At 65.7% G+C, this 19,833-nt stretch carries 46 protein-coding genes; 12 read left to right on the top strand and 34 right to left on the bottom strand.

Translation table 11 applies throughout. From position 1 onward, the window contains the following. Positions 1–3: 3 nt before the first annotated feature. The 34 genes from ACFOW8_RS28540 to ACFOW8_RS28375 form a co-directional block, all read right to left on the bottom strand. Positions 4–219: a hypothetical protein gene (locus ACFOW8_RS28540; RefSeq protein ID WP_378554766.1), complete on the bottom strand. Its 216-nt coding sequence runs from the start codon at positions 217–219 to the stop codon at positions 4–6. Then, a complete protein-coding gene (locus ACFOW8_RS28535) occupies positions 212–589 on the bottom strand; it encodes a hypothetical protein (protein ID WP_378554765.1) in 378 nt (125 codons plus the stop codon). The genes ACFOW8_RS28540 and ACFOW8_RS28535 overlap by 8 nt, the downstream gene beginning before the upstream one ends. Then, positions 589–903: a hypothetical protein gene (locus ACFOW8_RS28530; RefSeq protein WP_378554764.1), complete on the bottom strand. Its 315-nt coding sequence runs from the start codon at positions 901–903 to the stop codon at positions 589–591. The genes ACFOW8_RS28535 and ACFOW8_RS28530 overlap by 1 nt, the downstream gene beginning before the upstream one ends. Beyond that, complete coding sequence (locus tag ACFOW8_RS28525; protein WP_378554763.1) at positions 896–1,237, bottom strand: hypothetical protein; 342 nt, start codon at positions 1,235–1,237, stop codon at positions 896–898. Before ACFOW8_RS28525 ends, ACFOW8_RS28530 begins: the two co-directional genes overlap by 8 nt. Beyond that, a complete protein-coding gene (locus tag ACFOW8_RS28520; protein ID WP_378554761.1) occupies positions 1,224–2,180 on the bottom strand; it encodes a phosphatase domain-containing protein in 957 nt (318 codons plus the stop codon). The genes ACFOW8_RS28525 and ACFOW8_RS28520 overlap by 14 nt, the downstream gene beginning before the upstream one ends. Then, on the bottom strand, positions 2,177–2,479 hold the full coding sequence (locus ACFOW8_RS28515; RefSeq protein WP_378554760.1) for a hypothetical protein: 303 nt from the start codon (positions 2,477–2,479) through the stop codon (positions 2,177–2,179). Before ACFOW8_RS28515 ends, ACFOW8_RS28520 begins: the two co-directional genes overlap by 4 nt. Next, positions 2,476–3,756, bottom strand: a complete 1,281-nt coding sequence (locus ACFOW8_RS28510) for an RNA ligase family protein (RefSeq protein WP_378554758.1) — start codon at positions 3,754–3,756, stop codon at positions 2,476–2,478. Before ACFOW8_RS28510 ends, ACFOW8_RS28515 begins: the two co-directional genes overlap by 4 nt. Positions 3,757–3,799: 43 nt before the next feature. Next, positions 3,800–4,561 carry a metallophosphoesterase family protein gene (locus tag ACFOW8_RS28505; protein WP_378554756.1) on the bottom strand — a complete coding sequence of 254 codons (762 nt, stop codon included), beginning with the start codon at positions 4,559–4,561 and terminating at the stop codon, positions 3,800–3,802. Beyond that, on the bottom strand, positions 4,558–4,728 hold the full coding sequence (locus tag ACFOW8_RS28500) for a hypothetical protein (protein ID WP_378554755.1): 171 nt from the start codon (positions 4,726–4,728) through the stop codon (positions 4,558–4,560). Before ACFOW8_RS28500 ends, ACFOW8_RS28505 begins: the two co-directional genes overlap by 4 nt. Before the next feature lie 86 nt (positions 4,729–4,814). Continuing rightward, positions 4,815–6,434 (bottom strand): TROVE domain-containing protein, encoded by a 1,620-nt coding sequence (locus ACFOW8_RS28495; protein WP_378554754.1) that lies wholly within the window; start codon positions 6,432–6,434, stop codon positions 4,815–4,817. A gap of 506 nt (positions 6,435–6,940) precedes the next feature. Next, positions 6,941–7,582 (bottom strand): DUF7341 domain-containing protein, encoded by a 642-nt coding sequence (locus ACFOW8_RS28490; protein ID WP_378554753.1) that lies wholly within the window; start codon positions 7,580–7,582, stop codon positions 6,941–6,943. Beyond that, entirely contained in the window at positions 7,575–7,721 is a 147-nt protein-coding gene (locus ACFOW8_RS28485; protein ID WP_378554752.1) for a hypothetical protein, read from the bottom strand. The genes ACFOW8_RS28490 and ACFOW8_RS28485 overlap by 8 nt, the downstream gene beginning before the upstream one ends. A gap of 142 nt (positions 7,722–7,863) precedes the next feature. Continuing rightward, entirely contained in the window at positions 7,864–8,178 is a 315-nt protein-coding gene (locus tag ACFOW8_RS28480; protein WP_378554751.1) for a hypothetical protein, read from the bottom strand. Beyond that, the gene (locus tag ACFOW8_RS28475; protein ID WP_378554749.1) at positions 8,175–8,339 is read right to left on the bottom strand and encodes a hypothetical protein; all 165 of its coding nucleotides are present in this window, start codon (positions 8,337–8,339) and stop codon (positions 8,175–8,177) included. Before ACFOW8_RS28475 ends, ACFOW8_RS28480 begins: the two co-directional genes overlap by 4 nt. 7 nt (positions 8,340–8,346) lie before the next feature. Continuing rightward, complete coding sequence (locus ACFOW8_RS28470) at positions 8,347–8,469, bottom strand: hypothetical protein (protein ID WP_378554748.1); 123 nt, start codon at positions 8,467–8,469, stop codon at positions 8,347–8,349. A gap of 191 nt (positions 8,470–8,660) precedes the next feature. After that, on the bottom strand, positions 8,661–9,005 hold the full coding sequence (locus ACFOW8_RS28465) for a hypothetical protein (protein ID WP_378554747.1): 345 nt from the start codon (positions 9,003–9,005) through the stop codon (positions 8,661–8,663). After that, positions 8,998–9,903: a DNA polymerase beta superfamily protein gene (locus ACFOW8_RS28460; RefSeq protein ID WP_378554746.1), complete on the bottom strand. Its 906-nt coding sequence runs from the start codon at positions 9,901–9,903 to the stop codon at positions 8,998–9,000. The genes ACFOW8_RS28465 and ACFOW8_RS28460 overlap by 8 nt, the downstream gene beginning before the upstream one ends. After that, positions 9,900–10,133: a hypothetical protein gene (locus tag ACFOW8_RS28455; RefSeq protein WP_378554745.1), complete on the bottom strand. Its 234-nt coding sequence runs from the start codon at positions 10,131–10,133 to the stop codon at positions 9,900–9,902. Before ACFOW8_RS28455 ends, ACFOW8_RS28460 begins: the two co-directional genes overlap by 4 nt. Positions 10,134–10,174: 41 nt before the next feature. Further along, positions 10,175–10,603, bottom strand: a complete 429-nt coding sequence (locus tag ACFOW8_RS28450; RefSeq protein ID WP_378554744.1) for a hypothetical protein — start codon at positions 10,601–10,603, stop codon at positions 10,175–10,177. A gap of 244 nt (positions 10,604–10,847) precedes the next feature. After that, positions 10,848–11,060, bottom strand: a complete 213-nt coding sequence (locus ACFOW8_RS28445; RefSeq protein ID WP_378554743.1) for a hypothetical protein — start codon at positions 11,058–11,060, stop codon at positions 10,848–10,850. Next, positions 11,057–11,365, bottom strand: a complete 309-nt coding sequence (locus ACFOW8_RS28440) for a WhiB family transcriptional regulator (protein ID WP_378554742.1) — start codon at positions 11,363–11,365, stop codon at positions 11,057–11,059. Before ACFOW8_RS28440 ends, ACFOW8_RS28445 begins: the two co-directional genes overlap by 4 nt. Before the next feature lie 215 nt (positions 11,366–11,580). Next, positions 11,581–11,799 carry a hypothetical protein gene (locus ACFOW8_RS28435; protein ID WP_378554741.1) on the bottom strand — a complete coding sequence of 73 codons (219 nt, stop codon included), beginning with the start codon at positions 11,797–11,799 and terminating at the stop codon, positions 11,581–11,583. Continuing rightward, positions 11,796–12,053 carry a hypothetical protein gene (locus ACFOW8_RS28430; protein ID WP_378554739.1) on the bottom strand — a complete coding sequence of 86 codons (258 nt, stop codon included), beginning with the start codon at positions 12,051–12,053 and terminating at the stop codon, positions 11,796–11,798. Before ACFOW8_RS28430 ends, ACFOW8_RS28435 begins: the two co-directional genes overlap by 4 nt. Continuing rightward, complete coding sequence (locus ACFOW8_RS28425; protein ID WP_378554738.1) at positions 12,050–12,463, bottom strand: hypothetical protein; 414 nt, start codon at positions 12,461–12,463, stop codon at positions 12,050–12,052. The genes ACFOW8_RS28430 and ACFOW8_RS28425 overlap by 4 nt, the downstream gene beginning before the upstream one ends. A 140-nt stretch (positions 12,464–12,603) precedes the next feature. Next, on the bottom strand, positions 12,604–13,485 hold the full coding sequence (locus tag ACFOW8_RS28420) for a hypothetical protein (protein WP_378554736.1): 882 nt from the start codon (positions 13,483–13,485) through the stop codon (positions 12,604–12,606). Continuing rightward, the gene (locus ACFOW8_RS28415; RefSeq protein WP_378554734.1) at positions 13,475–13,681 is read right to left on the bottom strand and encodes a hypothetical protein; all 207 of its coding nucleotides are present in this window, start codon (positions 13,679–13,681) and stop codon (positions 13,475–13,477) included. The genes ACFOW8_RS28420 and ACFOW8_RS28415 overlap by 11 nt, the downstream gene beginning before the upstream one ends. Continuing rightward, a complete protein-coding gene (locus ACFOW8_RS28410; RefSeq protein ID WP_378554733.1) occupies positions 13,678–13,860 on the bottom strand; it encodes a hypothetical protein in 183 nt (60 codons plus the stop codon). The genes ACFOW8_RS28415 and ACFOW8_RS28410 overlap by 4 nt, the downstream gene beginning before the upstream one ends. Then, entirely contained in the window at positions 13,847–14,014 is a 168-nt protein-coding gene (locus ACFOW8_RS28405; protein WP_378554732.1) for a hypothetical protein, read from the bottom strand. The genes ACFOW8_RS28410 and ACFOW8_RS28405 overlap by 14 nt, the downstream gene beginning before the upstream one ends. Then, positions 14,011–14,286, bottom strand: a complete 276-nt coding sequence (locus tag ACFOW8_RS28400) for a hypothetical protein (RefSeq protein WP_378554731.1) — start codon at positions 14,284–14,286, stop codon at positions 14,011–14,013. The genes ACFOW8_RS28405 and ACFOW8_RS28400 overlap by 4 nt, the downstream gene beginning before the upstream one ends. Beyond that, complete coding sequence (locus tag ACFOW8_RS28395) at positions 14,283–14,471, bottom strand: hypothetical protein (protein WP_378554730.1); 189 nt, start codon at positions 14,469–14,471, stop codon at positions 14,283–14,285. The genes ACFOW8_RS28400 and ACFOW8_RS28395 overlap by 4 nt, the downstream gene beginning before the upstream one ends. Further along, complete coding sequence (locus ACFOW8_RS28390; RefSeq protein ID WP_378554728.1) at positions 14,468–14,707, bottom strand: hypothetical protein; 240 nt, start codon at positions 14,705–14,707, stop codon at positions 14,468–14,470. The genes ACFOW8_RS28395 and ACFOW8_RS28390 overlap by 4 nt, the downstream gene beginning before the upstream one ends. Next, the gene (locus ACFOW8_RS28385; protein ID WP_378554727.1) at positions 14,704–15,072 is read right to left on the bottom strand and encodes a hypothetical protein; all 369 of its coding nucleotides are present in this window, start codon (positions 15,070–15,072) and stop codon (positions 14,704–14,706) included. The genes ACFOW8_RS28390 and ACFOW8_RS28385 overlap by 4 nt, the downstream gene beginning before the upstream one ends. Positions 15,073–15,088: 16 nt before the next feature. Further along, positions 15,089–15,376, bottom strand: coding sequence for a hypothetical protein (locus ACFOW8_RS28380; RefSeq protein WP_378554726.1), 288 nt, complete (start codon positions 15,374–15,376; stop codon positions 15,089–15,091). Beyond that, positions 15,373–15,501, bottom strand: coding sequence for a hypothetical protein (locus tag ACFOW8_RS28375; RefSeq protein ID WP_378554725.1), 129 nt, complete (start codon positions 15,499–15,501; stop codon positions 15,373–15,375). The genes ACFOW8_RS28380 and ACFOW8_RS28375 overlap by 4 nt, the downstream gene beginning before the upstream one ends. Positions 15,502–15,799: 298 nt before the next feature. On the opposite strand from ACFOW8_RS28375, the gene ACFOW8_RS28370 reads away from it, so the two are divergent. The 12 genes from ACFOW8_RS28370 to ACFOW8_RS28315 all read left to right on the top strand — a co-directional run bounded on the left by ACFOW8_RS28370 (position 15,800) and on the right by ACFOW8_RS28315 (position 19,607). Further along, entirely contained in the window at positions 15,800–16,204 is a 405-nt protein-coding gene (locus ACFOW8_RS28370) for a hypothetical protein (protein WP_378554724.1), read from the top strand. Between the two features lie 27 nt (positions 16,205–16,231). After that, positions 16,232–16,468 (top strand): hypothetical protein, encoded by a 237-nt coding sequence (locus tag ACFOW8_RS28365; RefSeq protein WP_378554723.1) that lies wholly within the window; start codon positions 16,232–16,234, stop codon positions 16,466–16,468. Positions 16,469–16,574: 106 nt separating this feature from the next. Next, positions 16,575–16,820 carry a hypothetical protein gene (locus tag ACFOW8_RS28360; RefSeq protein ID WP_378554722.1) on the top strand — a complete coding sequence of 82 codons (246 nt, stop codon included), beginning with the start codon at positions 16,575–16,577 and terminating at the stop codon, positions 16,818–16,820. Then, on the top strand, positions 16,817–17,041 hold the full coding sequence (locus ACFOW8_RS28355; protein ID WP_378554721.1) for a hypothetical protein: 225 nt from the start codon (positions 16,817–16,819) through the stop codon (positions 17,039–17,041). Before ACFOW8_RS28360 ends, ACFOW8_RS28355 begins: the two co-directional genes overlap by 4 nt. Position 17,042: 1 nt before the next feature. Then, positions 17,043–17,225, top strand: a complete 183-nt coding sequence (locus ACFOW8_RS28350) for a hypothetical protein (RefSeq protein WP_378554719.1) — start codon at positions 17,043–17,045, stop codon at positions 17,223–17,225. Then, entirely contained in the window at positions 17,222–17,401 is a 180-nt protein-coding gene (locus ACFOW8_RS28345; protein WP_378554718.1) for a hypothetical protein, read from the top strand. The genes ACFOW8_RS28350 and ACFOW8_RS28345 overlap by 4 nt, the downstream gene beginning before the upstream one ends. Beyond that, a complete protein-coding gene (locus ACFOW8_RS28340) occupies positions 17,398–17,637 on the top strand; it encodes a hypothetical protein (RefSeq protein WP_378554716.1) in 240 nt (79 codons plus the stop codon). Before ACFOW8_RS28345 ends, ACFOW8_RS28340 begins: the two co-directional genes overlap by 4 nt. After that, on the top strand, positions 17,630–17,788 hold the full coding sequence (locus tag ACFOW8_RS28335; protein WP_378554715.1) for a hypothetical protein: 159 nt from the start codon (positions 17,630–17,632) through the stop codon (positions 17,786–17,788). The genes ACFOW8_RS28340 and ACFOW8_RS28335 overlap by 8 nt, the downstream gene beginning before the upstream one ends. Next, on the top strand, positions 17,781–18,134 hold the full coding sequence (locus ACFOW8_RS28330) for a hypothetical protein (protein WP_378554714.1): 354 nt from the start codon (positions 17,781–17,783) through the stop codon (positions 18,132–18,134). The genes ACFOW8_RS28335 and ACFOW8_RS28330 overlap by 8 nt, the downstream gene beginning before the upstream one ends. Next, a complete protein-coding gene (locus ACFOW8_RS28325) occupies positions 18,134–18,721 on the top strand; it encodes a hypothetical protein (RefSeq protein ID WP_378554713.1) in 588 nt (195 codons plus the stop codon). Before ACFOW8_RS28330 ends, ACFOW8_RS28325 begins: the two co-directional genes overlap by 1 nt. After that, on the top strand, positions 18,721–19,377 hold the full coding sequence (locus tag ACFOW8_RS28320) for a hypothetical protein (RefSeq protein WP_378554712.1): 657 nt from the start codon (positions 18,721–18,723) through the stop codon (positions 19,375–19,377). Before ACFOW8_RS28325 ends, ACFOW8_RS28320 begins: the two co-directional genes overlap by 1 nt. A 50-nt stretch (positions 19,378–19,427) precedes the next feature. Further along, a complete protein-coding gene (locus ACFOW8_RS28315) occupies positions 19,428–19,607 on the top strand; it encodes a hypothetical protein (protein ID WP_378554710.1) in 180 nt (59 codons plus the stop codon). Positions 19,608–19,833: the final 226 nt, after the last annotated feature.

Raw genomic sequence — 19,833 nt, 5'->3', positions numbered from 1 at the left:
GGCTCAGTACTCCAGTTCCAGGAAGACCAGCTGATGACGGATACGCGATCCGAGATAGGCCAGCCAGTAGCGCGGGTTCCAGCGGCTCACGCGCCGCCACAGATCCCCGCGGAGCTGGCGCACGTACCAGCGGCCGTCCTCGCCCTCACCGAGCAAGAACAGGGTGTCGGCGCACACGCGGTCGGCGGTCACGGTCCAGTGCTCGCGGCGGTTACTCACCGTCGCCCTCCTCGTCGAAGAACTCCCAGGTGATGAGTCCGTCGGGCGGGTTCCAGCGGCCGGAGGAGTCGACCGATTCGCAGAGCTTGCGCAGATCCGTGCGTGCCACGATCGCGGCCCATGCGTTCGCCGGGTAAGCGTCCGGGCGGAAGCCTTCACGCACGGTGATCGACTGCTCATCCCAGCCGTACCAACCGAGCTTGGAGGATGTGCCTGTCTCGTCTGCGCGGTCGAGTCGGTCGGCTGCGGCGTGCTCGTAGGTCGCCAGCAGCTCGGCGCGAGTGCCGCACCCGATCGGTGCATCCACGATCGACGAGTAGACGACGTAGAAGTCCTCGTCCCGGACCGGCTTGATAATCGTGTGGCCCATCAGGACTCCTCGGTGGCGTCGAACAGGACGGTGACGGGGAGGCGGATCTCGTCCACGGAGAACGGGACTTCGTAACCTGTCACCTCCCACGCTGGCGCCTGCCCGACGAAGACCACGGCCCGCCGCAGCACCTGATCGGCACTGTCGCGAACAACCGATCCGACCAGCAGCGCGTCCAGCTCGGCCGGGTCGGTGATCTCGCGGGCGGGTGGACGCCAGCCAGCGTCCAGCAGGTAATCGGCCGCCTCGCTGGGCGAGTGCCCGTCGGCGCGGGTGTCGTCGATCAGCTCGATCAGGGTGTCGCGGTCACTCATCGCCGTCCTCCTCGGTGGTGGTCTGGGTGGCCTGATCGAGCGCCCACTGCACAGACGCGACAGCGCGCATCCACCCGCAGGTGATCGGCTCGTCGTCGTCGGGGTGGACATCGCAGCGAGGATGCTGGCCCAAGGCGTGGCGGATGAACGTGATCGTGGAGGCCTGGTCGACAGCGTGGTTGGTGGCTTGCCGGGCGGTCTCGGCGTACTGATCGCGTTCTCCACGCAGCGAATCGATCCGGTCGGCCAGCACGGTCAGCAAGTTACGCAGGCGCGGGTCCGGTGAGACAAAAGCAGCGGCTCGAGCTGCGGACACCAGATCAGAAGTCGTCACGATCGGGCACCCCCAACCGCAACAACGGGACACCGAGCCGGTGCCAAAGGCGGCACACCTGCAGGCGATCATCGAAAGCACCCAGAATGTGGAAGCGGTCCCGCAAACGCTCGTTGAACAGCTCGTACTTGACGAGGTAGTCCGGCCGCTTGTCCCCCGCCAGGCGCAAATGCAGCTCGGTGAACATCACACCGCTGGCGAGCAACCAATCCGCGGTCTGAGTCAGGCAGTCCGAGTCACGGCCGGACAGCACGATGATCGCCGAATCGATGGCCAGCTTCTGCACCACCTGGATGGTGTGCGCGATCGGGATGTCGCGGTGAACCTGCGTGTAGTCGTAGATCCCGCGCTCCGGATGCTTCTCCGCGAGGGTGCCGTCGACGTCGACGATCCACGCCGGCGGCAGAGACGGGTTCGGCACGTACGGTTCGGGGTAGAAATGCAGATCCGGGGACGGTTCCACCTTCGCCCAATTCTTCCGGGGGAATTTCTTCGCGAGCGCTCGGATCGTGTCCTCCCCCACCGAACGGCCACCCGCCGCGCCGCGTGCAGCGTCACGGCGGACGCACTCGTCGACCGGGGTGTCGAGGTCGATCACCTCAATGTCCGCGCCGTGAAGCGCTGCGAAGTTCGCCCAGCCGCGTGTCCACTGAGTGCGCAAGTTCATCGCATCCACGAACACCGAATAGCCAGCGTCGAGCAGCGCCGCAGCTTGCGCGCGTTCAGCTTTCGAGATGATCTCTTCCTGCGCGTGAGTCAGGCGACCTTCCGCAGCGAACAGAGTGGCGCGCATGTCATCACGCGACACCCGGGCAAGCTTCGGGTTGTCCAGGCGCATCTTCCGGTACAGCGTCGACTTGCCCGAGCCGGGAATCCCCCTCGGGAGAATCACACGCGGGCGCTTCGGCGCCGGGATCACGTCGACCAGTTCGGTAGCGATCATGCGTACGCACCCGCTTCCCGCTCCAGGTCAGCTTTCGCGAAGCTGTACCCCAGATGGTCTCCGTTGGAGCTGTAGACGGTGATGGATGCCGTCTCACCGCCTGGCTGACACCGAACCGTGCCGCGCCACGACCGCACAATGTCGCCCATTCGTTCCCGCAGCAACGCAGCCAGCGCAAGGCACCAAAACCCGTGCCCTGTGTGCTTTCGGCCGACTTTCACCGTCGTACGGTCCGGAGTCAACGTGACCCTCGTGATTTCGCTGTCGACCTCGACCAGCTCCACGGTCAGGTGATTCATGCCGCGATCCCGCCTTCGGCCTCCAAGTCGACCGACTTCTCGTCATCGAGCGCCTTAGTTTCGTGCTGCAGGAAGATCGGCGACTTCGCCTTCAACGTGGTCGGATGCAGGCCGTCGACCGTGCGCACACACACGCCCTCATCGACGAGCTTCTTCGACCCCGACAGCGGAACAGCCTGCCCGTAACCCTCGTCGTAGTAGCGGCGGTCCAACCAGTCAGCGGGATCGAACGCCTTATGCGCCATCTCCGTCAACACCGGGACCGTCTTCAACCCGAGCTGCGCGCACCACTCGACGAGCTGACCCCACGCGAGGTCGGTGATGATGCCCTGCGGGTTCACGTGCGCGACCCGGTACACGTACAGGTCGGCCTCACCCTGCGGAACGTTGTAGGTGTAGCCGGACTGGATCGGCGCACCCTCGGGCGTCCAACCGATCAGCTCCGCGTAGACGACAAAGCTCTGTGGGATCAGGCCGTCGAGCCGCTTACCGTAGTGCGTCCACACGTCGGACCCGTAGAAGTGATTCTGCTCAGCCTTCGGGTCCTTGATGACCTTCCGGCTGCCGTAAACGGTGTCGTAGATGTATTCGGCCACAGGGACTTTCAGGAAGCGGGCCGCGAGCTTGTCACGCCACGTCGGCTTGCGCTTCGCGATCGTGTTACCGATCCGGATCGAGGTGCCGTGCAGCTTCTGGGTGATCACGACGCGCGCCTCGGCGTCGATCAGGTGCTCGTTGCCCCAGTAGCGGGTGGTGTCGTAGTGCTCCGGCAGGAACTTCGCGTCAACACGCACGAACTTCTTCGTCGCCTTCGCCTGCGGGGTACGAGCGTTGCCGCCCTTCACCGGGCGCTCGAACTTGCGGCAGATCTCGTGCCCGTTCAGCTCGTCGAACACGTCGCCCGGCGCCAGCTTGGCGATGTCGTACCCGGTGTAAGCCAGGGCCTCCAACGGCATGAACAGCGCGTCGGAGCGGTGGCCGCGGAGCTTGATCGCTCGGACGCGGCGGTTGCGCTCGAGGTAGCCCTTCTCGGCGGGATCGGCGTTCAGTTCGGGCTCGCGGTGCAGGTTGTTGGTCTGCGCGAACTCTTCCGAGAGCTGCGACTCCGCGACAAACACGATGCCGAGGTCGCCCGGCTGCTGGTCTTTGCCGACGATCGCCTGAAAACCCAGCAGCGGGGCGCCGGCGATGTTGTCACACCCGGCGAGTTCGTTGACCGCGGTCAACCGGGCAACGACGGCCGCGTAGTTGAGGTTTGCGGGTGGTTTGAGCGCCATACACACACACTATGTTGACTGCGTTCAATTGTCTAGACTGTGTTCAATTCGATTTGAGGTCAGTCAAGTCCATGACCTGCGTGTTGTCGCGCATCCGCGCACCATCCATGTCGAGGATGTGGACGTCGGTGCGGTAGTCGCGGCTGACGAGTGGTGCGTCGAGGCGGCAGTGGTAGTGGCCTGCGAATAGGTGTTTCGGCTTCACTTCGTCGACGACGCGGCGCAGCAGTTCCCGATGCCGTTGAGCGGCTTCGATCTCGGCGTCGGGGAAGCCGATCGGGTTGCCTTCGATGCAGGGGATGCGGACGCCGTCGGGTACGTCGTGGCAGATCATCACGTCCGCTCGGCCGCCGTTGGCTGCGGTGACTGCTTCGCTGATGGTGATGGTTTCACGCGCCCACCATTCGCCGCGGGCCCGCCATGGCCGATCCACACTGTGCGCGCCACCGAGCGCGAGGAACGAAACCCCCGACCAGATCCAGCGGTAGGTGCGGGGCAGATAGAACAGGTTGGGGCGCAACGGGATCGCGGTGCAACCGTGTTCTTGCTCGCGCAGGTCGAGGTAGACGTAGGAGTCATGGTTTCCTGGCACGAACCCCAAGTACAGCCCGGTCTCGCCCAAAGCCTGCTGCACGGCCGACATGAACGACGGCCTGAACTGGTAGGCGAAGTCACCGACATGCAGGATGGCTTGCGCGCCGTGCTCGGCGGCGTACCGGATTGCGTCCTCCGCATGGTAGTGATTGCCGTGCCAATCGCCGGCGACCATAACCGTGTTCGGGGCCAGCTGTTCCCAAGCGTTCATGATCCTTCTTCGAGTTCGCGGAGCGCCTTGCGGTTCAGTGCGGCGTCGTGGCGGCGGCAGATCCAGTAGCCCCAGTGGTCCGGTACGTCTGGCCAGTCGCCGGGGTCGTCGCAGAGGTCCTGGTCGAGCGGCACCCTCAGCCACTCGTGTGCGATGTTGTCCGCCACGCACCACCAGAACAGGCCAGGGCAGTGCGTGAGGATGTCCCGCTGGTGGAAGTCCAACCACCAGCGGGACATTCGGTTACACAGCGTCACGCGGCCTGCGCGCCGTCGCGCCACGGCCAGGTGCCGTTGCGGCTCGACTCGAGAAGCGGGATCAGCCGGAAGCCCGCGTCGGTCAGACCACCAACGGTGTGCCGGAACTTCCCGGCCTCCGTGTGCGCAACCTTGTAGCCCGCAAGGTTCCACGTGTACAGCGGCGTCCGCTCCGGCAGAACCGAACCCGGATCGACGACGCTGCCCGCCTGCTCGTCGGTCAGCAGAACCACCCGATCGTGGCCAGCGAAGTGCCGCTGAACCGCGGGCGCCGTGTCGGTGCCGCCACCGAGGAACCAGCCGCCCGTCTTCCACCGCTCGACCGACTTCAGCACCGACTCGCCACGGGGACGGTCGAACACTTTGGTGCGCGCACCGATCGGGTCGCCGTAGTACATCCGCGTGGACGAGTACGACACGATGTCGGCGTCGGCGCAGCGGGCGGCCAGCGCGATGCCGAACAGCGCCGCGGCATCCCACCGCATCAGCGTGCCGTCCTTGGAGAACGGGTCCTGCATCGACGTCGAGGTGTCGACGAGGATCAGCGTGCGGCCGGACAGCTTCGGGATGTTCGTCAGCGAGTGGTCGAGGGCCTGCTCGAGCGGCCAGGCCCAGCGCAGCGACGGCACGGCCTTGTACGCGGACAGAAACCGCATCGGCAGCTGACGCGAACGCGCGACCTCGTCCGGGTCGGCGAGCTTCGCCGCGATCTCAGCCGCGACCTTGTTCGACACCCCGGCCTGGTCGAAGTTCCGCAGGTTACGCAGCAACGCCATGTAACCCATCGACGGGATCATCGCCTCCCACCGTGCCGCGGTCCACGGGCCGTACGAACCGAGCTGCTCCCAGGTCATGCCCGCCTCGGCGAGCTTGTCGGCGAGCGTGCCGTTCTTGGCGAGGTGGTCGACGTACAGCGGGGTGTAGGTCTTGAAGATCGTGTTCGTGGTGACCATCGGCAGCGACTCCGGGATCGCGTTCTCGCGGTTGTGGCGCCGGTCGATGGCGTATCGGAACAGGTCGGACTGCCAGGTGCCCTTCGGGATCGGGTGCAGCAGGTCGAGGACGTCGCCGAAGCGGATGCCGTGGCTGTCGGTGTCGTGCTTGAGCAGCGAACGCTCGTTGTACAGCAGGGTGGCCGCGTCGCCGATGCCGCGCTTGATCGGCTTCGGGATCGGGCGACCGTAGGTGGCGAGCCAGTAAGCGAGCATCTCGCCGGGCTCGTCGGCGCGCTGCAGGACAGAGGCGATGACGTGCCGGTTGTCGCCATGCAGTCCGGCTTCGAGCCGGGCGTGGACGTATTCGGCGGCGCCGACCAGCGCGGCGGAGCGCATGTTGGCTTCAGGGCTGCGCAGCCAGGCGAGCATGCCGGCGACCCATTCGGGGTCCTTGATGGCGAGCTTGCGGACCAGCTTCACGAAGCGCGAGTCGCGCGCCTTGCCGGTCTCGTAGAACGTCGACTCGCCGACCATGTTGGTCACGGCCAGGAGGAACAGTTCCGAGCGGGCGTCGCGCAGGTGACCGATGCCGCCCTCGACGGTCGGTGCGGTCTTTGCCTTGGTCTTGATGGGGCCGACGGCCGCGGCGCGCGCCTTTGTCGGAGTGTTGAACTTGGACATAGCAAAGCCTCTCAACGGGATTCCTGGATTCGAGTTGGGAGGCTTTCAAAGGGTGCTGACGACGAGTCAGATCAGGTGCTTTGTTGACGGCTGCTCTACCAATTGAGCTACCAGCGCGAACGCTGGACGGGACTTGAACCCGCAACCCGCTGTTGGGAAGAAGTAACCCGGTCTTGCAGACCAGCACCCTATGAAAGTCTCCCCCAGTTCCCTGGGAGGCAGTTTTCACAGTAGGGTGCTGACAACAAGGCGATGTAGGTGACGTTTACGTTGCTCTAGCCAATTGAGCTACCTCCCGATTGGTCGGGCGGGCAGGACTCGAACCTGCATCGACGGCTCCGAATGCGAAGTAACCCACGTCTACAGACCAGCACCCCTGTGAAGTTGTCTCCCCGAGAACAAAGTTGCGGACGGTGTCTTTTTCGCCAAATGAGAAGTAACCGTCTGCGATCACACCGGGAAGGTGTTGGATTGAATGTAGCACACTCGATTGAATGCGTTCAACCCTATTCCAAGATGCCCTCCGGTGTCGGCGCTCCGATCAGCGCGCCAAGCAGCCGGTAGTACTCGGGTGCCCACTGCATACCGCACGAAAGGCATTCCGCGCCAGACAGATTCGCGCGCAGCACGTACTGCCTGACTGTCTCCCCCGACCCGTCCTGACCGGCAATCACCATCTCGCCACACGACGGACAGGGCGCCTTCAACTCCCATTCCCGCTCCTCGTCGAGCAACCGACGCACACGCACCGCCCAGCTGTCGACCTGCGCGGCTAGTCGGCGCACGTACGCGACGTCCTCGGGTGCCCAGGCGGTGTCGGCGAGCGCGTACAGTCGCCGCGCCGTCACCGCGCGACCGGGCACCTCGGCGGCGCCGATCGACCACTCCCCTACCCGGCGGTCGATCAGCTCGAGCAGCGACAGTGCGTCCGACCAGCCGGGCGCCCGCGATCCGGGTTCGGGCCGTCGGACACTGCCGCCGTCCTGCCGTTCGCCGAGGGATGCTTCGCACAGCTGGTCGTATAGGGAGTCGATCGGGATGGGAACCTGGCGGCCGTTTTGCTCGACGTGTTCGACTTGCATGCCGACGAGGGCGTGGACGGCGTCGGCGAGTGCGGCGCGGGCGCCGGCGACTAGCTCGTCACTCACGCTGTTCGTCGTCTCCTTCGTCTCGGACCCAGTCATGGATGCATCTGCCGTCTGCGCCGATGCCGATGCGTTCCAGTCGGCCCAGCGGTTCGCCTGTGATGGGTCCGCCGTTGGCGAATTTCGGTGTTTCGTCGGCCATGGGGTGCTCCGTGGGTCGGGTTCGGTGTTCGCGGGGTCGTGGCCGCGGGTTCAGCATTCGCAGTCGGCCCAGTGCATTCCGCAGGCGACGCAGTCTTCACCGTCGAGCCAGTCGAAGTCGTCGCCGACCTCGTCATGGAGCATCAGCGGTCGTACCCGAACGTGCTGCGCTGGTGCTCCCGATACCGGCGAACCGCTGAGTCCACGTCTTCCGACCTGATCGTGATGTTCGTGCTCGTCGCCGGGGCGACCGCCGCCTCGTACTTGGCTTTCCACTCGGCGGCATCCGCCTTGTACTGCAGAGCAGCGAAGTCGGCGAGGGCAATCAGGGCAGCGAACACGGCGACCAGCCAGTCCCCGAACGTGACGTGCAGGATCGCGGCGGCGGGCCACATGATCAGGAACAGCTTGTCGAACCATGTAGCTACCTGCCAGGCGCGCCGGATTTCGGTGGTCATTCGTTGCTCTCCGTTTCGTCGCCGAACAAATCGGCTGGCGTGATGGGCCGGTTGTTGTGCTGCATCGCGTGCGCGACCTGCAGGGCGCGAGCTTCACTGTTGGTGAGGTATCGGCCCCGCCACATTTCGCAGCCGTGGGAAATGCAGAAGAGTGCGATCACGCCTTTGTCAATCGGTGTCATTGATACCCGCCGATGCCGCGACCATCGCTCCGAGAAATCTGGGCGTGACGAACCACCAGGTCAACACCACTACCACGGCGGCGACCAGGCTAGTTGCAGTCTTGCTCATAATCGTCATCCTCGTATCCGAGCCACGGGAATTCCGGGTCGACGCCCACTTCTTCGGGCTCGATATATTCCGGGTCCATTCGGCAGCCTCCTCGGTTCGGCTATTCACAGAATATGTAGCCAGTCAAACCGTCCAGACACCCCGAATGCCCGCCACACAAAACACGCGCGTGGCGGGCATCACCGAATTTTTCAAGCAGCGTCCGCGAGAATCCTTTCCGCCGCGGACCGAACCTGATCCCAACCCTGCGGCGGATCACCATCGGGGTAGAGCGCGTACAGGATGTGGTCCGCGCGCACGAACGCACCGACGATCCCCGCGCGCCGCTGCTCGGCCTCACACAACGCGCCGATGAAGTCGATCAGCTTCGCATCCGCCAACGCCTGCGCCTGCCAACGCCGCCGAGACGTCCACACTCGCCGCAGCAGCGACATCATCCCGGCCCGCACATGCCGCTGGCCGCTCCGCTCTCCATAGATCACCGCGTTGTACAGGCGCGCCTGATACGGGGTGATCACCTCATCGAGATCAGACATGCCGTCCTCCGATCAGACCATGCTGCTCCCACCACGACACGTACGTGGCGGTGAGCCAGCGGCCGATCTCGGCGCGGTCCGGTTGTGGCGGCAGGTCGGCGGTTTCGGCGAGCTGGTTGAGCTGGTCGAGGAGGTCGGCGGCCCGGTCGAGCGCTTCTTCCTTGGTGTGCTCGCCGCGGCGCAACTCCTGCAACCAGGTGCGGTCCGGCTCCGGGATCGGCAGGGTGATCCGGCCGGTGGTCAGCAGCTCCACACCTTGCAAACCCAAACGGACCATATGGTAAGCGAATTTTGAGTCGAATCCGTACTGTTCGACCAGCTCAGGGCGGTTGGTGTGCTTCTTCGACTTGAGCCCGAGCAGCTGGTCACGCTGGCTGACGAGGTACCCGCCGAACCGCTTCGCCACCTCCCGCGACAGCCAACGCTCTGGATGGGCTTGAATGTCGCGGCCGATGTCGGTCTGAATGACAATCTCGGACTCCGGGAGGAAGGCGAGCAGCAGCACGGTGGGGTTGCCTTGGGCGGCGAGCGCGCTCCACTTCCGCAGCGAGTACACCGTGAGATCGAGGTCGCCGGAGCCGGACCGGACGCCTTCGGCCTGGGTGCGGAACACGTACTGCTCGAACAGGGCCCCACCGTCTTTGGTGACCGGGATGGTCATCGTGGGCGCTTCGATGCAGACGCCCATCTCGTCGCGGTCGTCGTTGCCGGTGGTGACACCGTGCAAGCCGGAGCCGACTTGGCCGAGGAGCACGAGGCCGCCGCTTGCGATACGCGCGTTCCGCAGGCCGCCGTGCGGGTTCGTGCTGGCCGGGTCGACGGGGATGCTCCTGGTGATCTCGGGGACCGTGCTGTGCGTCTCGTAGTACTCGCGGGCCCCGGCGATGCCGTCGTTCATGCTGCCTTCTCCACGATTTCCCAAGCGCTGGTGGTGATCCACCGCTTGGTCACGACCACCTGATATCCGGCGTCGAGCATCTGCTTCCGTTCTGCCCAGACACGGGTGCCGTCGGTGAGGAGGCTGAATTCCTCTCCGGTCTCCGGGTTCTTGTAGTGGAGCTGGTACTCGGACCGGGTCGTCGCGGTGTCGGTGAGCCGCGGCACGTACGGTTCGTGTCCGAGTTCCATGGGGCCTCCTATGAACCGAGCGATGTGGCCGATAATGCTGGTCATGCTGCTTCTTCCTCTGCGCTGTAGGTGATTTCGAGCCACATCCGGCCGCCCTCGCCCTTGACAGGCGGGTGAATGACCGGTTCGGGCTTGGCCATGTATTCGGGGGTGTCGTCGGGGACGAGCCCGTAGCCGCGGATGTTCTTTCCGCCGGCGGCGAGCCCGTCGTAGATCGGTTTCGCGGTGGCCGTGAGGTTGTCGGTGTCGCGACGCCGTCGATCGAGTGGCTGGTAGTGCAGTTGCACGGTCACGTAGTCGAGGCCCTGGGGCAGGTTGGCGTGGACGGCGAGCGCGATAGCGGTTTCCCGGATCTCGCGGATCTTAGAGGCTTTCGCCATCGCCGCACCCCGCGTGTAGCCGCGGTCGTTCATCGACAGCAGCGGCCGGGACCAGGGCAATTCGATGGTCACCGTTATCGGGTCGCTCATATCGCCTCCGATGTGAGGTAGTCGGCGACGGTCGCGAAGGTGCGGTCGCATTCTGCGCAGCGGATCGGCGCACGCTTGGCGAACCCCTCTTCGAGCAGGACCAGACACCCGGAGCACATGAATACGTCCCGGCAACCATGAATGTTTGCCCAGAGGTTCGAGGGTGGTGCTGGCGCGAATGGTCCGTGAAGGTGGATGTTGCACTCGCAGGCCGGGTTTGCCCACAGGTCGGGCCAAGTGCTGGTCATGATCCGGTCCCGTCGCGCAGGAGGCTGAGGACTTTGTCCAGCGGCATTCGGGCTGTGGCGGCGAGCGCGATGGCGAGGTCTGCGAGGGAGACGACGATCCCGACGGTGTCGCCGTATTCGAGGATGTGTCCGATGCCGTCGAGGTCGCCGCGGTCGCGTGCGGCGACGATCGCCGAGGTGTCACGCATGTTTTCGACCATGTCGGTCATGCCGCTCGCTCCTCGCCGTAGATGTCGCCCGATTGTTCGGCGAGGTGTTCGGGCTTATCGGGGAACACTCGCCCGCCCCAGATGCCGGAGGCGTCGAGCTGTTCCTGCTTTTCGCGGCATGCTTGCCGTGCTGGGCAGGAGAAGCAGATGCCGACGGAGCGGCGGCGACGTGCGATCGACTGGTCTTTGGTTTCGCCGTCGATGTAGTAGTCCCACTGACTGGCACGATGCTCGCGGATCCACGCCGTGTGTTCCGGGCTGCGGCAGGGCGCCCCAGCGAAGGGGTCGGGCTTGGGGGCTGTCATTGGCGCACCGCCGCGATGATCGGCGCGATCAGGCACGCGATGATGAGGAGCGGGATGGCGGCCAGGAGGCCCACCGTGCGGAGCAGGATCGGTTTACTCATGATGGTGGCCTCCTGGGCGTCAACCGTACTTGAATTCAGTACTGATCCTAGAATTCATTCGATTCAATTTCAAGGGATAGCGGCGAGCCGGTCTTACGCTCCGCGATCGGCGAGCTACCGGCGTTGCATCTCGACGAGGGCGCCAGCGAGGTTGAGGATCAATGCGGTCACTTCGTCGGCGTCCAGCGCGACCGCAACAACGGAATCGCGCACGATATTGGACGTTTCAAGTGTTGCGAGAGGTGCACCGAGCCCGTCGCGGTGGACCAGGACCGCAACCTGTGCGTCCGTTGACGTGACAATCATCGTCGGCTCGTCAGTTACCGCGGTCATGCGGCCTTCTTCGGGTAGCCGTCGACGCGTTCGCCCGCGACGATCTCCAGGATCTTCGCGCCCGCCCGCCGCTCTGAAGCTGTTTCGCTGCGAAGTCGGCAGACCGCGTGCAGGGCTTGCAGGTATCGGTCGATCGCGGCGTCTTGCGCGGGGCCGCGGGCTGCCCAGTCAGCGGCCTCGGCGAGGTCTTCGACGCGCCCGTAAAGGCGAGTGTGGTAGCCGAATCCGTCGCTTGCGTCCAGCAGGCTGCTCATGAGAGGTGACCTTTCTTGTCGAGGGTGAGGTAGGTGCTGATCTGCTCGAATGCGATGTTGGTGAGGCGGGAGACTTCGTCGTCGAGCCAGCCACGGGCGATTTTGTCGTCGGCGGCCATGAGGATGAAGCTGGCTTCCTCTTGGGTGAGGCCGAGGAGTTCGGTGGCGACGGCATCGGCGAAACGGACCCGATTGGGCGCGGCGAGTTCCATGACGCGGATCTGTCCGTAGGTGGCGCAGTCGTCGCCGATCCACTGGTAGCCGCCGGCGAGCTGGATGGCCCATCCGGCGATGTTCATTTCGATGTGCCCGTCGTGGGTGCGGTGCCGGATGTAGGACTGGTTGAATCCGCGGCGGTCGCGGTGGATTTGTTCGGAGATGGCTCGCATAAGCGGCAGGTTGTGTTGCATGGTGGCTCCTGGTTGGTAGGGGCGGCGCCCGAGAGATGTGGTGGTCGGATCTCGGGCGCCGCGCTCCTCGCTCCCCTATGGGCGGCCGTCGCGCGCAGATGATGGCGGGGCACCGCGGTCGCGCAGGGAAGGTTCTGGGGTTAGTTGTTGCCGCCCATGGCTTGTTCGCCGCGCACGACACCGGTGGCAGTGCCGATCAGCGACGGAGCCCAGCCCGCGTCCACCAAACCGGCCGCCTGCTCGTAAGTGAGGGGGCCGCGAGAGTAGTGCGAGCTGGTCAGGTAGTTGATCAGCCCTTCGCGCGTGCTGAACACAGGAGTGATCGGTGACCCCTCGGACACGGTTTCCCACAGCTGCCAGCCGTCACCGGCCGGCGGGTCGGTCGGCTCCCACAGTTCGGCGCGGATCCGCTGGCAACGCCACTTTTCGAGGCTGCCGTGGCCGTCGCACGTGGCGCACGTCTGTCGGTTGCCTTCACGTTCGCAGCGCGCTTGGATCACGATCCAGCGGTTGATCGCGTCGTGCCCGAAGCCGTGCAGCGACCACTCGTTGACCTGTGCGGCAGTCGGGTGGACTGGCGGGTCGGCATCTATCCATCCCGTTTCCCGGCTCCAGGTGCGGGTGAGGTCCCACAGCCGGTCGCCCTTCACGAGGGCGTCGACGTCGTCCTGGGTGAGGTGGTGGCTCCACTGCCCGTTCCACAGGTTGGCCAGGCGGGTTGCCTCGCGAACGATCGCGGCCTCACCGGTCCCGTAGTAGTCAGCGGCCCTGGACACGTTCCGTTCAGCGAAGGCGCGGACCGCGGGCGTCGCCGGCGTCAGTGGCGTGGACCCGGTCTCGGCCGGGTGGAACGGCACGTAGCCGTACCACTGGTCCTGCATGTGTTGCGCTTCGGGCGACGCACCGTATTTGCAGTCGGGGCACGGGGTTTCGTCGAACCGGTCGGGCCGGAGGAAGCCGTGCCAGACTTCGTTGAGCGGCCAGTCGAAGTTGACGGGTACGCGGCGGACTTCACGCCCCATGGCGTGCCTCCTGGTTGTCACGGGGAACGGTGGCGAAATGCTCGGCGAGGACCAGGTCGGGGTTGTCAGCGGCGATTTCGTCGACGGTGCGCTGGTTCGGCTTCCAGAACACGCGAGCGTGGCGGCCGTAGGACAGCACCCGCCGGGCCGACTCGCGGTATTCCTCGGCCACTCTGGACAGGTCGGTCGTGTTCACTGGTTCTCCTCGCAGGTGTGGCCGTAGACGACTTGGCGGGCTGCGCTTTCACCGAATGGGCCACTCCCAAGCAGGTCATACGCCATGCCGGTGCGCATGCCGCACTGGTCGTGGATGAGGTGGTGGACTTCCCACCAGCCGGAGCCGCGCTCGGCGGTCCATCCGTCAGGCAGCCGCATCGGTCACTCCGCACTTGTCAGCGATGGCTTCGGCGCGCGCGGCGTGATCTGCATGCCCGTCCCAGCGCAGGTCGTGGGCCAGGGCGAGAACTTCCTCGCGTAGCTGGGCTGTGATGACGGCGGGGTCGCTCGGCCGCGCGTTGACGGGGCTCATGCCACACCGCCTGCCGTGTCGTGTGTGTGGGTGACGTTGCGAATCGTGATGATGTCCTCCGCCGGGGCGAACAGGAGCAGCTTCCAGTGGCCGTCTACCTCGCCGTGGAACATCCAGCCCGCCCGCTTCCTGGTGGCCGTCGCGCCAGAGAAAAGCGGGGCCATCAGGTCGCTCGGAGGTGCGATCACTTGATGCGCTGCGATGCGCTCGACCTGGCCGGAGGCCCAGATGATCTCGTAGGTGTCCATGGGGCCGTACTCGAACTTGCTCATGCTTGGCCGTCCTTCAGGGCATTGCGGGCATCGCGCGCGGCGGCGAGGTAGCGGACCTGCACGCTGTTGGGCTCGTTCAGCCAGCTGGACTTGGAGCCGAGGCTGTTGAGCGCGCAGTAGATGGCGAGCGCGAGTCGTTCCAGTTCGGGATCCCAGGTCGACTCTTCGACGCGGTCGGGGTTCATGGCTTCTCCTGGTGGTCGTTGAGGTAGGCGTCGCAGCGGTCGCGAAGTTCGCGGACTTGCGGCGTGGTGAGGTCGGCGCGGATCTTGGGTCCGGGCCCGGTGGCATTGGTGGCGACCCGGAGGTGCATGTGGGCGTCGCCCGGTTCGGCGATCACTTCGACCACGTAGCCGTCGTGGTCGATGAGCGGGGCGTCGCCGTAGAGGGTTTCGCCCCGCTCGTCGTGGCGGGTGATCACGCGGCGGCCAGGGTCGGGGCCGCGTACCGCAGGTACCAGCCGTTGACCACGACCTTGATGTAGACGTCGTCGTCGTGCGCGAACGGCGCGGTCTCGTCGAGAGCGGTGGCGATCTCGGCGCGCGCGTGGTCGATGCAGAACGCGAGCTCCTGCAGGTGCAGCGAGTTCGGCGCGTCGGTGTCCTCGTCGTAGCCGGGCTTGGTCCAGTCGATGTGAACCGAGGCGGTGACCCTGTCGCCGTGGCGGCACTCGCCCTCGTGGCATTCGGTCTCGACGAAGTCGCTGCCGTCCCAGTCGGTTTCGAAGGTGACGCGGTTGTCGGCCGGGATACCGAGCAAGGTGCGGGCTTGGGTTTCGGTGAGCATCGGGTCTTCCTTCCGATCAGGCGGCGAGGGGCAGGGTGAGCGCGAGGTCGGCGATGGTGACGTCGATCGAGGCGGGAGCGGTCATGTCGGCCGCCCAGATGGCGTCGGCGGCGTGAGCGAGGCACCAGGTGCTGGTGTCGGTCCACCCGCCCGCGCGGTGGGTGTGGCCGATTTCGATGCGGATCAGGCCGGTCGCGGTGCATTCCTCGCACTCGTCGGTGAACGTGTTCGAGGGGGCGGTGTGGCCGGTGAAGTCGAGCGGGCTGGCGCCGATGAGGTCGGCGATCGCGGCGGTGGGGTTCACGCTGCTACCTCCAGCGGCATCTCGATGGCGAACCCGCAGTAGGTGACGTGCTCGCCGGTGTGGGGGTCGCGCCAGGTGGTGCAGTCCTCGTGCCCGCAGGTGGGGCGGGGGTCGGTGGTGGTCATCGGGGTCCTTTCGCTGCGGTCCGGGTGCTAGCCGGTGTTGACTCGACCATAGGGTGTTGACTCGCTTCAATTCAAGCGTTTCGGAGAGTGAGTTCAAGCCGTTACATTCGGTTGACTTGAGCGAAGACTGCGCCGGCGATCGGATAGTTCGCAGGCCAGCACCTACACGCGCCGTGCAGTTCGGTGCCCACAGGGGGGTGCGGTTGGTAACGGATCGGCCTTCTTGAATGCAGATCGCTTGAATTGCTTGCATTCAAGTCATACGGTTGAGGCATCGCACCGACCGAAGGAGAGCCCGATGACCGTAACGACCTACATCCGCAGCCGCGCCGCCCGTCTGGCCGCCGCGCGCATCATCCGCGAGCGCCTGGTCGCCGCCAAGACGGTCGCGTTGGTGCGGGCTCTGCGCTCCCTCAACGGGTTCTGGATGACCGACCTGCTCGACAAGGGCGAGTTCGTGACCGTGTCCCAGATCCTGGACCGGTTCGGCGCGGACGCTGAGCTGATCCGCCGCTACGCCTCCCAGGCGGGCAAGGCCATCAAGCGCGCCTACCTCGCCGCGTACGAGGGCCGCGAGCCCGTGCAGATCTGGAAGGTCGTCAACAGTCGCCCTCGCCAGGTCCTCGCCTACACCCCCGACGAGCCCGTCATCCGCGACGGCCTCGGCGCCTACCAGCGGACCGCCCACCTCGTCGCGGCCTGACCGCCACCACCATCGAAAGGCAATGCCATGGCAATCACGCTCGAAAACAGCGACCTCAACTGGCTCGGAACCTTCGCCGAAGCGGTCGAGTTCATCGCCAAGGACATCCTCAGCGACGCCGTCGAAGTTGTTCCCGTGACAGTCCGTGATGGCGACGGCAACACCGTTTGGGGTGCGCTGATGGGGGTCGAGGACGGGCACCTGGTTGTTGGCCGCCAGCGGATCGTGATCGCCGACAACATCACTGGCTTCTACGTCGCCTGAACCGGTTGGCGGGGTCACCGCCCAACGGTGTGCGGCAAGGGATCAACGACGCTCCCCCACCGACCCCGCCAACACCCCACCGACCGATCGACGCGAGGAGCATCCGATGAACGACAAAGTCACCACGATGATTTGCGGCTGCTGCATCGCGCCGATCAGCCAGATCCCGGCCGACTGGGCGACCGCGCGCCGGATCCGCAGCGGCACCGTGAAGGTGGGGCGCGTCCCGACCAACCGGTGCGACGACTGCGTCGGTCACGACGTGTACCGGGCGCCGTGCGTGCCCGCCGACTTCACCGCGCCCCGCTGCTCGTGCGGGTGCGCCGACACGGAACAGGTAGACGCGGCATGAAGCGCATCCGTATCGAGACCGGCGCCGACGTGCGCCGTTGGGACACCTACGAGCTCGACGTCCCCGACGACTTCGACCTCGACGGCGAGTACTTCGAGGCGTACCTGCACGACCGGCTCGCTACCGACAACGGCGTCACCTTGATCGACACGAGCTACGAGAACGACGGCGACAAGTACCCGCCCGAGAAACCCGACATCAACACCTGGAATGAGGTTTGAAATGCCCCGCATCTACCGCACCATCGGCACCGACAAGGACGGCTTCCCGATCGCGGTGTCCTCGTCGAGCGAGGAGAGCGCTCGACGGTCTGTCGAGGAGGCGAACCGATACGCGGCCAAGGCCGGTCGGCCGCAGGACTGGCGGGCCGAGTACGCCGACATCGAGTGGAAGGCGCTGCCGTGATCGAGTCGACCTGCCGCACCTGCAACGGCGTCATCGACTGGGTCGACTGCCCGACCGGTGGTTGGTGGCAGCACGCCGAGCACCCCGAAGACGGGCACGACGCCGTCAGCGGCTACGACCCCGCCGAAATGATGGACGGCCTCGGCCGCTGGACCACCCTCCGCAGGAAGGCGTGACCGTGAAGCACGTGTGGCTCGTCTCCGAGATCTCGCGCCGCTACGGCGACACCGATCAACCGGTGATGGCGGTCCCAACCAAGATGGCGGCGAAGCAGTGGGTGAAGTCCGTTGCCCCGCACCTCGTGTTCTCCGGCGATGACGGCGACGGAACCTTCGTAGCACGCACGCCCGGCCTGGATTGGGTCGCCCGCTACAGCATCACGAAGGTGCCCTTCAGGAGCGGCAGTGCCTGAAGACGAGCAGCCCGAGGAGCGTCCCGACCTCGCGGCGTGGCGGCGCCGACACGAGCTCCGGCAGTCGTCGGCCGCGCAGCCGATCCCGTCCGGCAAGACCTACCAACGCAAACCGAAACACGACCAGGAGAAGGACGAGCGAGATGGATAGCAACCAGGCTGTGATCGCCGCGGCGTTGAGGGCGTACGACCCGGAGATGCCCGTCGCGCAGGCCGAGCACGCTGCCCGGCTCACCGCAGCGGCACTCGATCACGGCGGCTACGCGGTCGTGAAACGTCCCACGTGTGGGCCGCCTGAGGAGAAGACCAGCGGTGTCGTCGAGCCGCTCGTGCTGGAGGATCTGCGGCGCGTGGTCGCCGCGACTCAAGACTGGTCGCCTGTCACGATCGTTCAAGTCACGCGGCCCGGCAACACCCTCAGCCCCAAGCGCGGCCCGTCCGTGTTGACCGCGGTTCGAGGCAGCCTCGCCGCCCATCGAAAGCGAGACCTCAGATGATGAAACCGCTGCTGTATCTCGATGTTGACGGCCCGCTCAACCCGTACGGCGCGAAGCCGGAGAAGCGTCCGGCCGGGTACGAGACGCATCGGTTGACGCCAGCGGCCTGGTTGGAGCGGCACCCGAACACGCCGCCGATGCGGGTGAAGCCGTTGCGGGTGTGGCTGAACCCGGCACATGGTCCCGCGCTGCTCGCCCTCACGGACGTGTTCGAGTTGGTGTGGGCGACGACGTGGGAGCACGACGCGAACACGATGATCGGCCCGCGGATCGGCCTGCCGAAACTGCCCGTCGTCCAGTTCCCTGGCACCAAACGGTTCGGACCGGAGGGAACGTTCTTCAAGACAGCGCCGCTGATCGAGTACGCCGCGGGCAGGCCCTTCGCGTGGGTTGACGACGACATCAGCACACGGGATCGCCGCTACGTCGACACCGAGCACGCCGGCGCGGCGCTCCTTCACTACGTCGATCCGGCGAAGGGGCTGCTGGACGAGGACTTCCAGGTGCTCGCCGAGTGGGCCGCAGCTAACGCGCGCCCGACCCAATCCGATACCGGTTCCATGCGCAACAATCTCAGGGGGAACTAGTGACTCATCCAGGCCAGCAGCCCTACCCGCCGCGTCCAGTTCCGCCGCGGCAGCCACCGAAGAAGCCGAACACCAAGATCGCGTGGATGATCGGCGGCGGCGTGGTCGCAGTTTTCGTTGCCCTCGCAATCATCGGCAACCTGATCAAGGACGACGAACCTGCCTCCACGGTCAGCGTGCCGTCCACCTGGGCGACACTGCCCGACCCGACTACAACCGCGGCACCTTCTCCATCCCCCGCGGCGGCACCGACGACAACGGCACCGAAGCTGGAGCGCACCGCCACCGCGACGCCGTCACCGGATTTCCCGGCCGGATTGAGCCCCCGATGCAGCAAGGCCCCGGCTGACCTGGTGGCAGCTGTGAGCGCCGGGCTGAAGAACAAGAACCACGAGATCGCGCACGCTGTCCTCGTCTACGGTTCCGACGGCTACGAATACCTCGGTGCGTCGATCGTCGACAAGAGCGGGTTGCTGATCCAGCGATCGGACGTGTGGGTGCGGGGCCTCGGCCGGGTGTGGGCGGCATCTGGTGGCGCCCGCAACGAGTCGACGTTCGATAGGGCGTCGAGGGGTTTGGGTGTTGACCTTGCTGGTGAGGACTTCGTGACGGCGGACGAGTGCGCGCGGGCTTGGGCGAAGGTGTCAGGATACTGATGATGTTCGCCACGTGTTTGCTTGTTCGCTGCGCGAACTAGTCTGGTCTCATGCGGTTCGAGGTTGGTCAGCGTGTGCGTCTACACGCGAACGGTGCATCGGTATTCAAAGTGCTCGCAGTGGACTACGAGGGCGACCCAGACCGTGTCCTTATCGAATCGGTGGAGGACACGCCCGGCACGTACCCGTGGTCGGTGCGGACGACGCTGATGGTGCTCGCCGACGACTGACCCGCGGATACGGCATACTCGGGGACGGCCAGGTCTGGCCGTCCCCGTTTGTTTCGATAGAGAGGGTTGCCGACACCGTGTGCGGACTGCTCGGATTCCTGACAGCTGATACGGCGACGACCGAGGTGGTCGATCAGGTCTACGACGCCCTGCATTGCCAGCGGCACCGCGGCCCGGACGAGAAGGGCACCTGGCACGACGAGCACATGATCTTCGGCTTCAACCG

The sequence above is a fragment of the Nocardia rhizosphaerae genome, from assembly GCF_042650365.1.
Taxonomy (GTDB): domain Bacteria; phylum Actinomycetota; class Actinomycetes; order Mycobacteriales; family Mycobacteriaceae; genus Nocardia; species Nocardia rhizosphaerae.
This window is presented reverse-complemented; position numbering and strand designations above follow the sequence as displayed.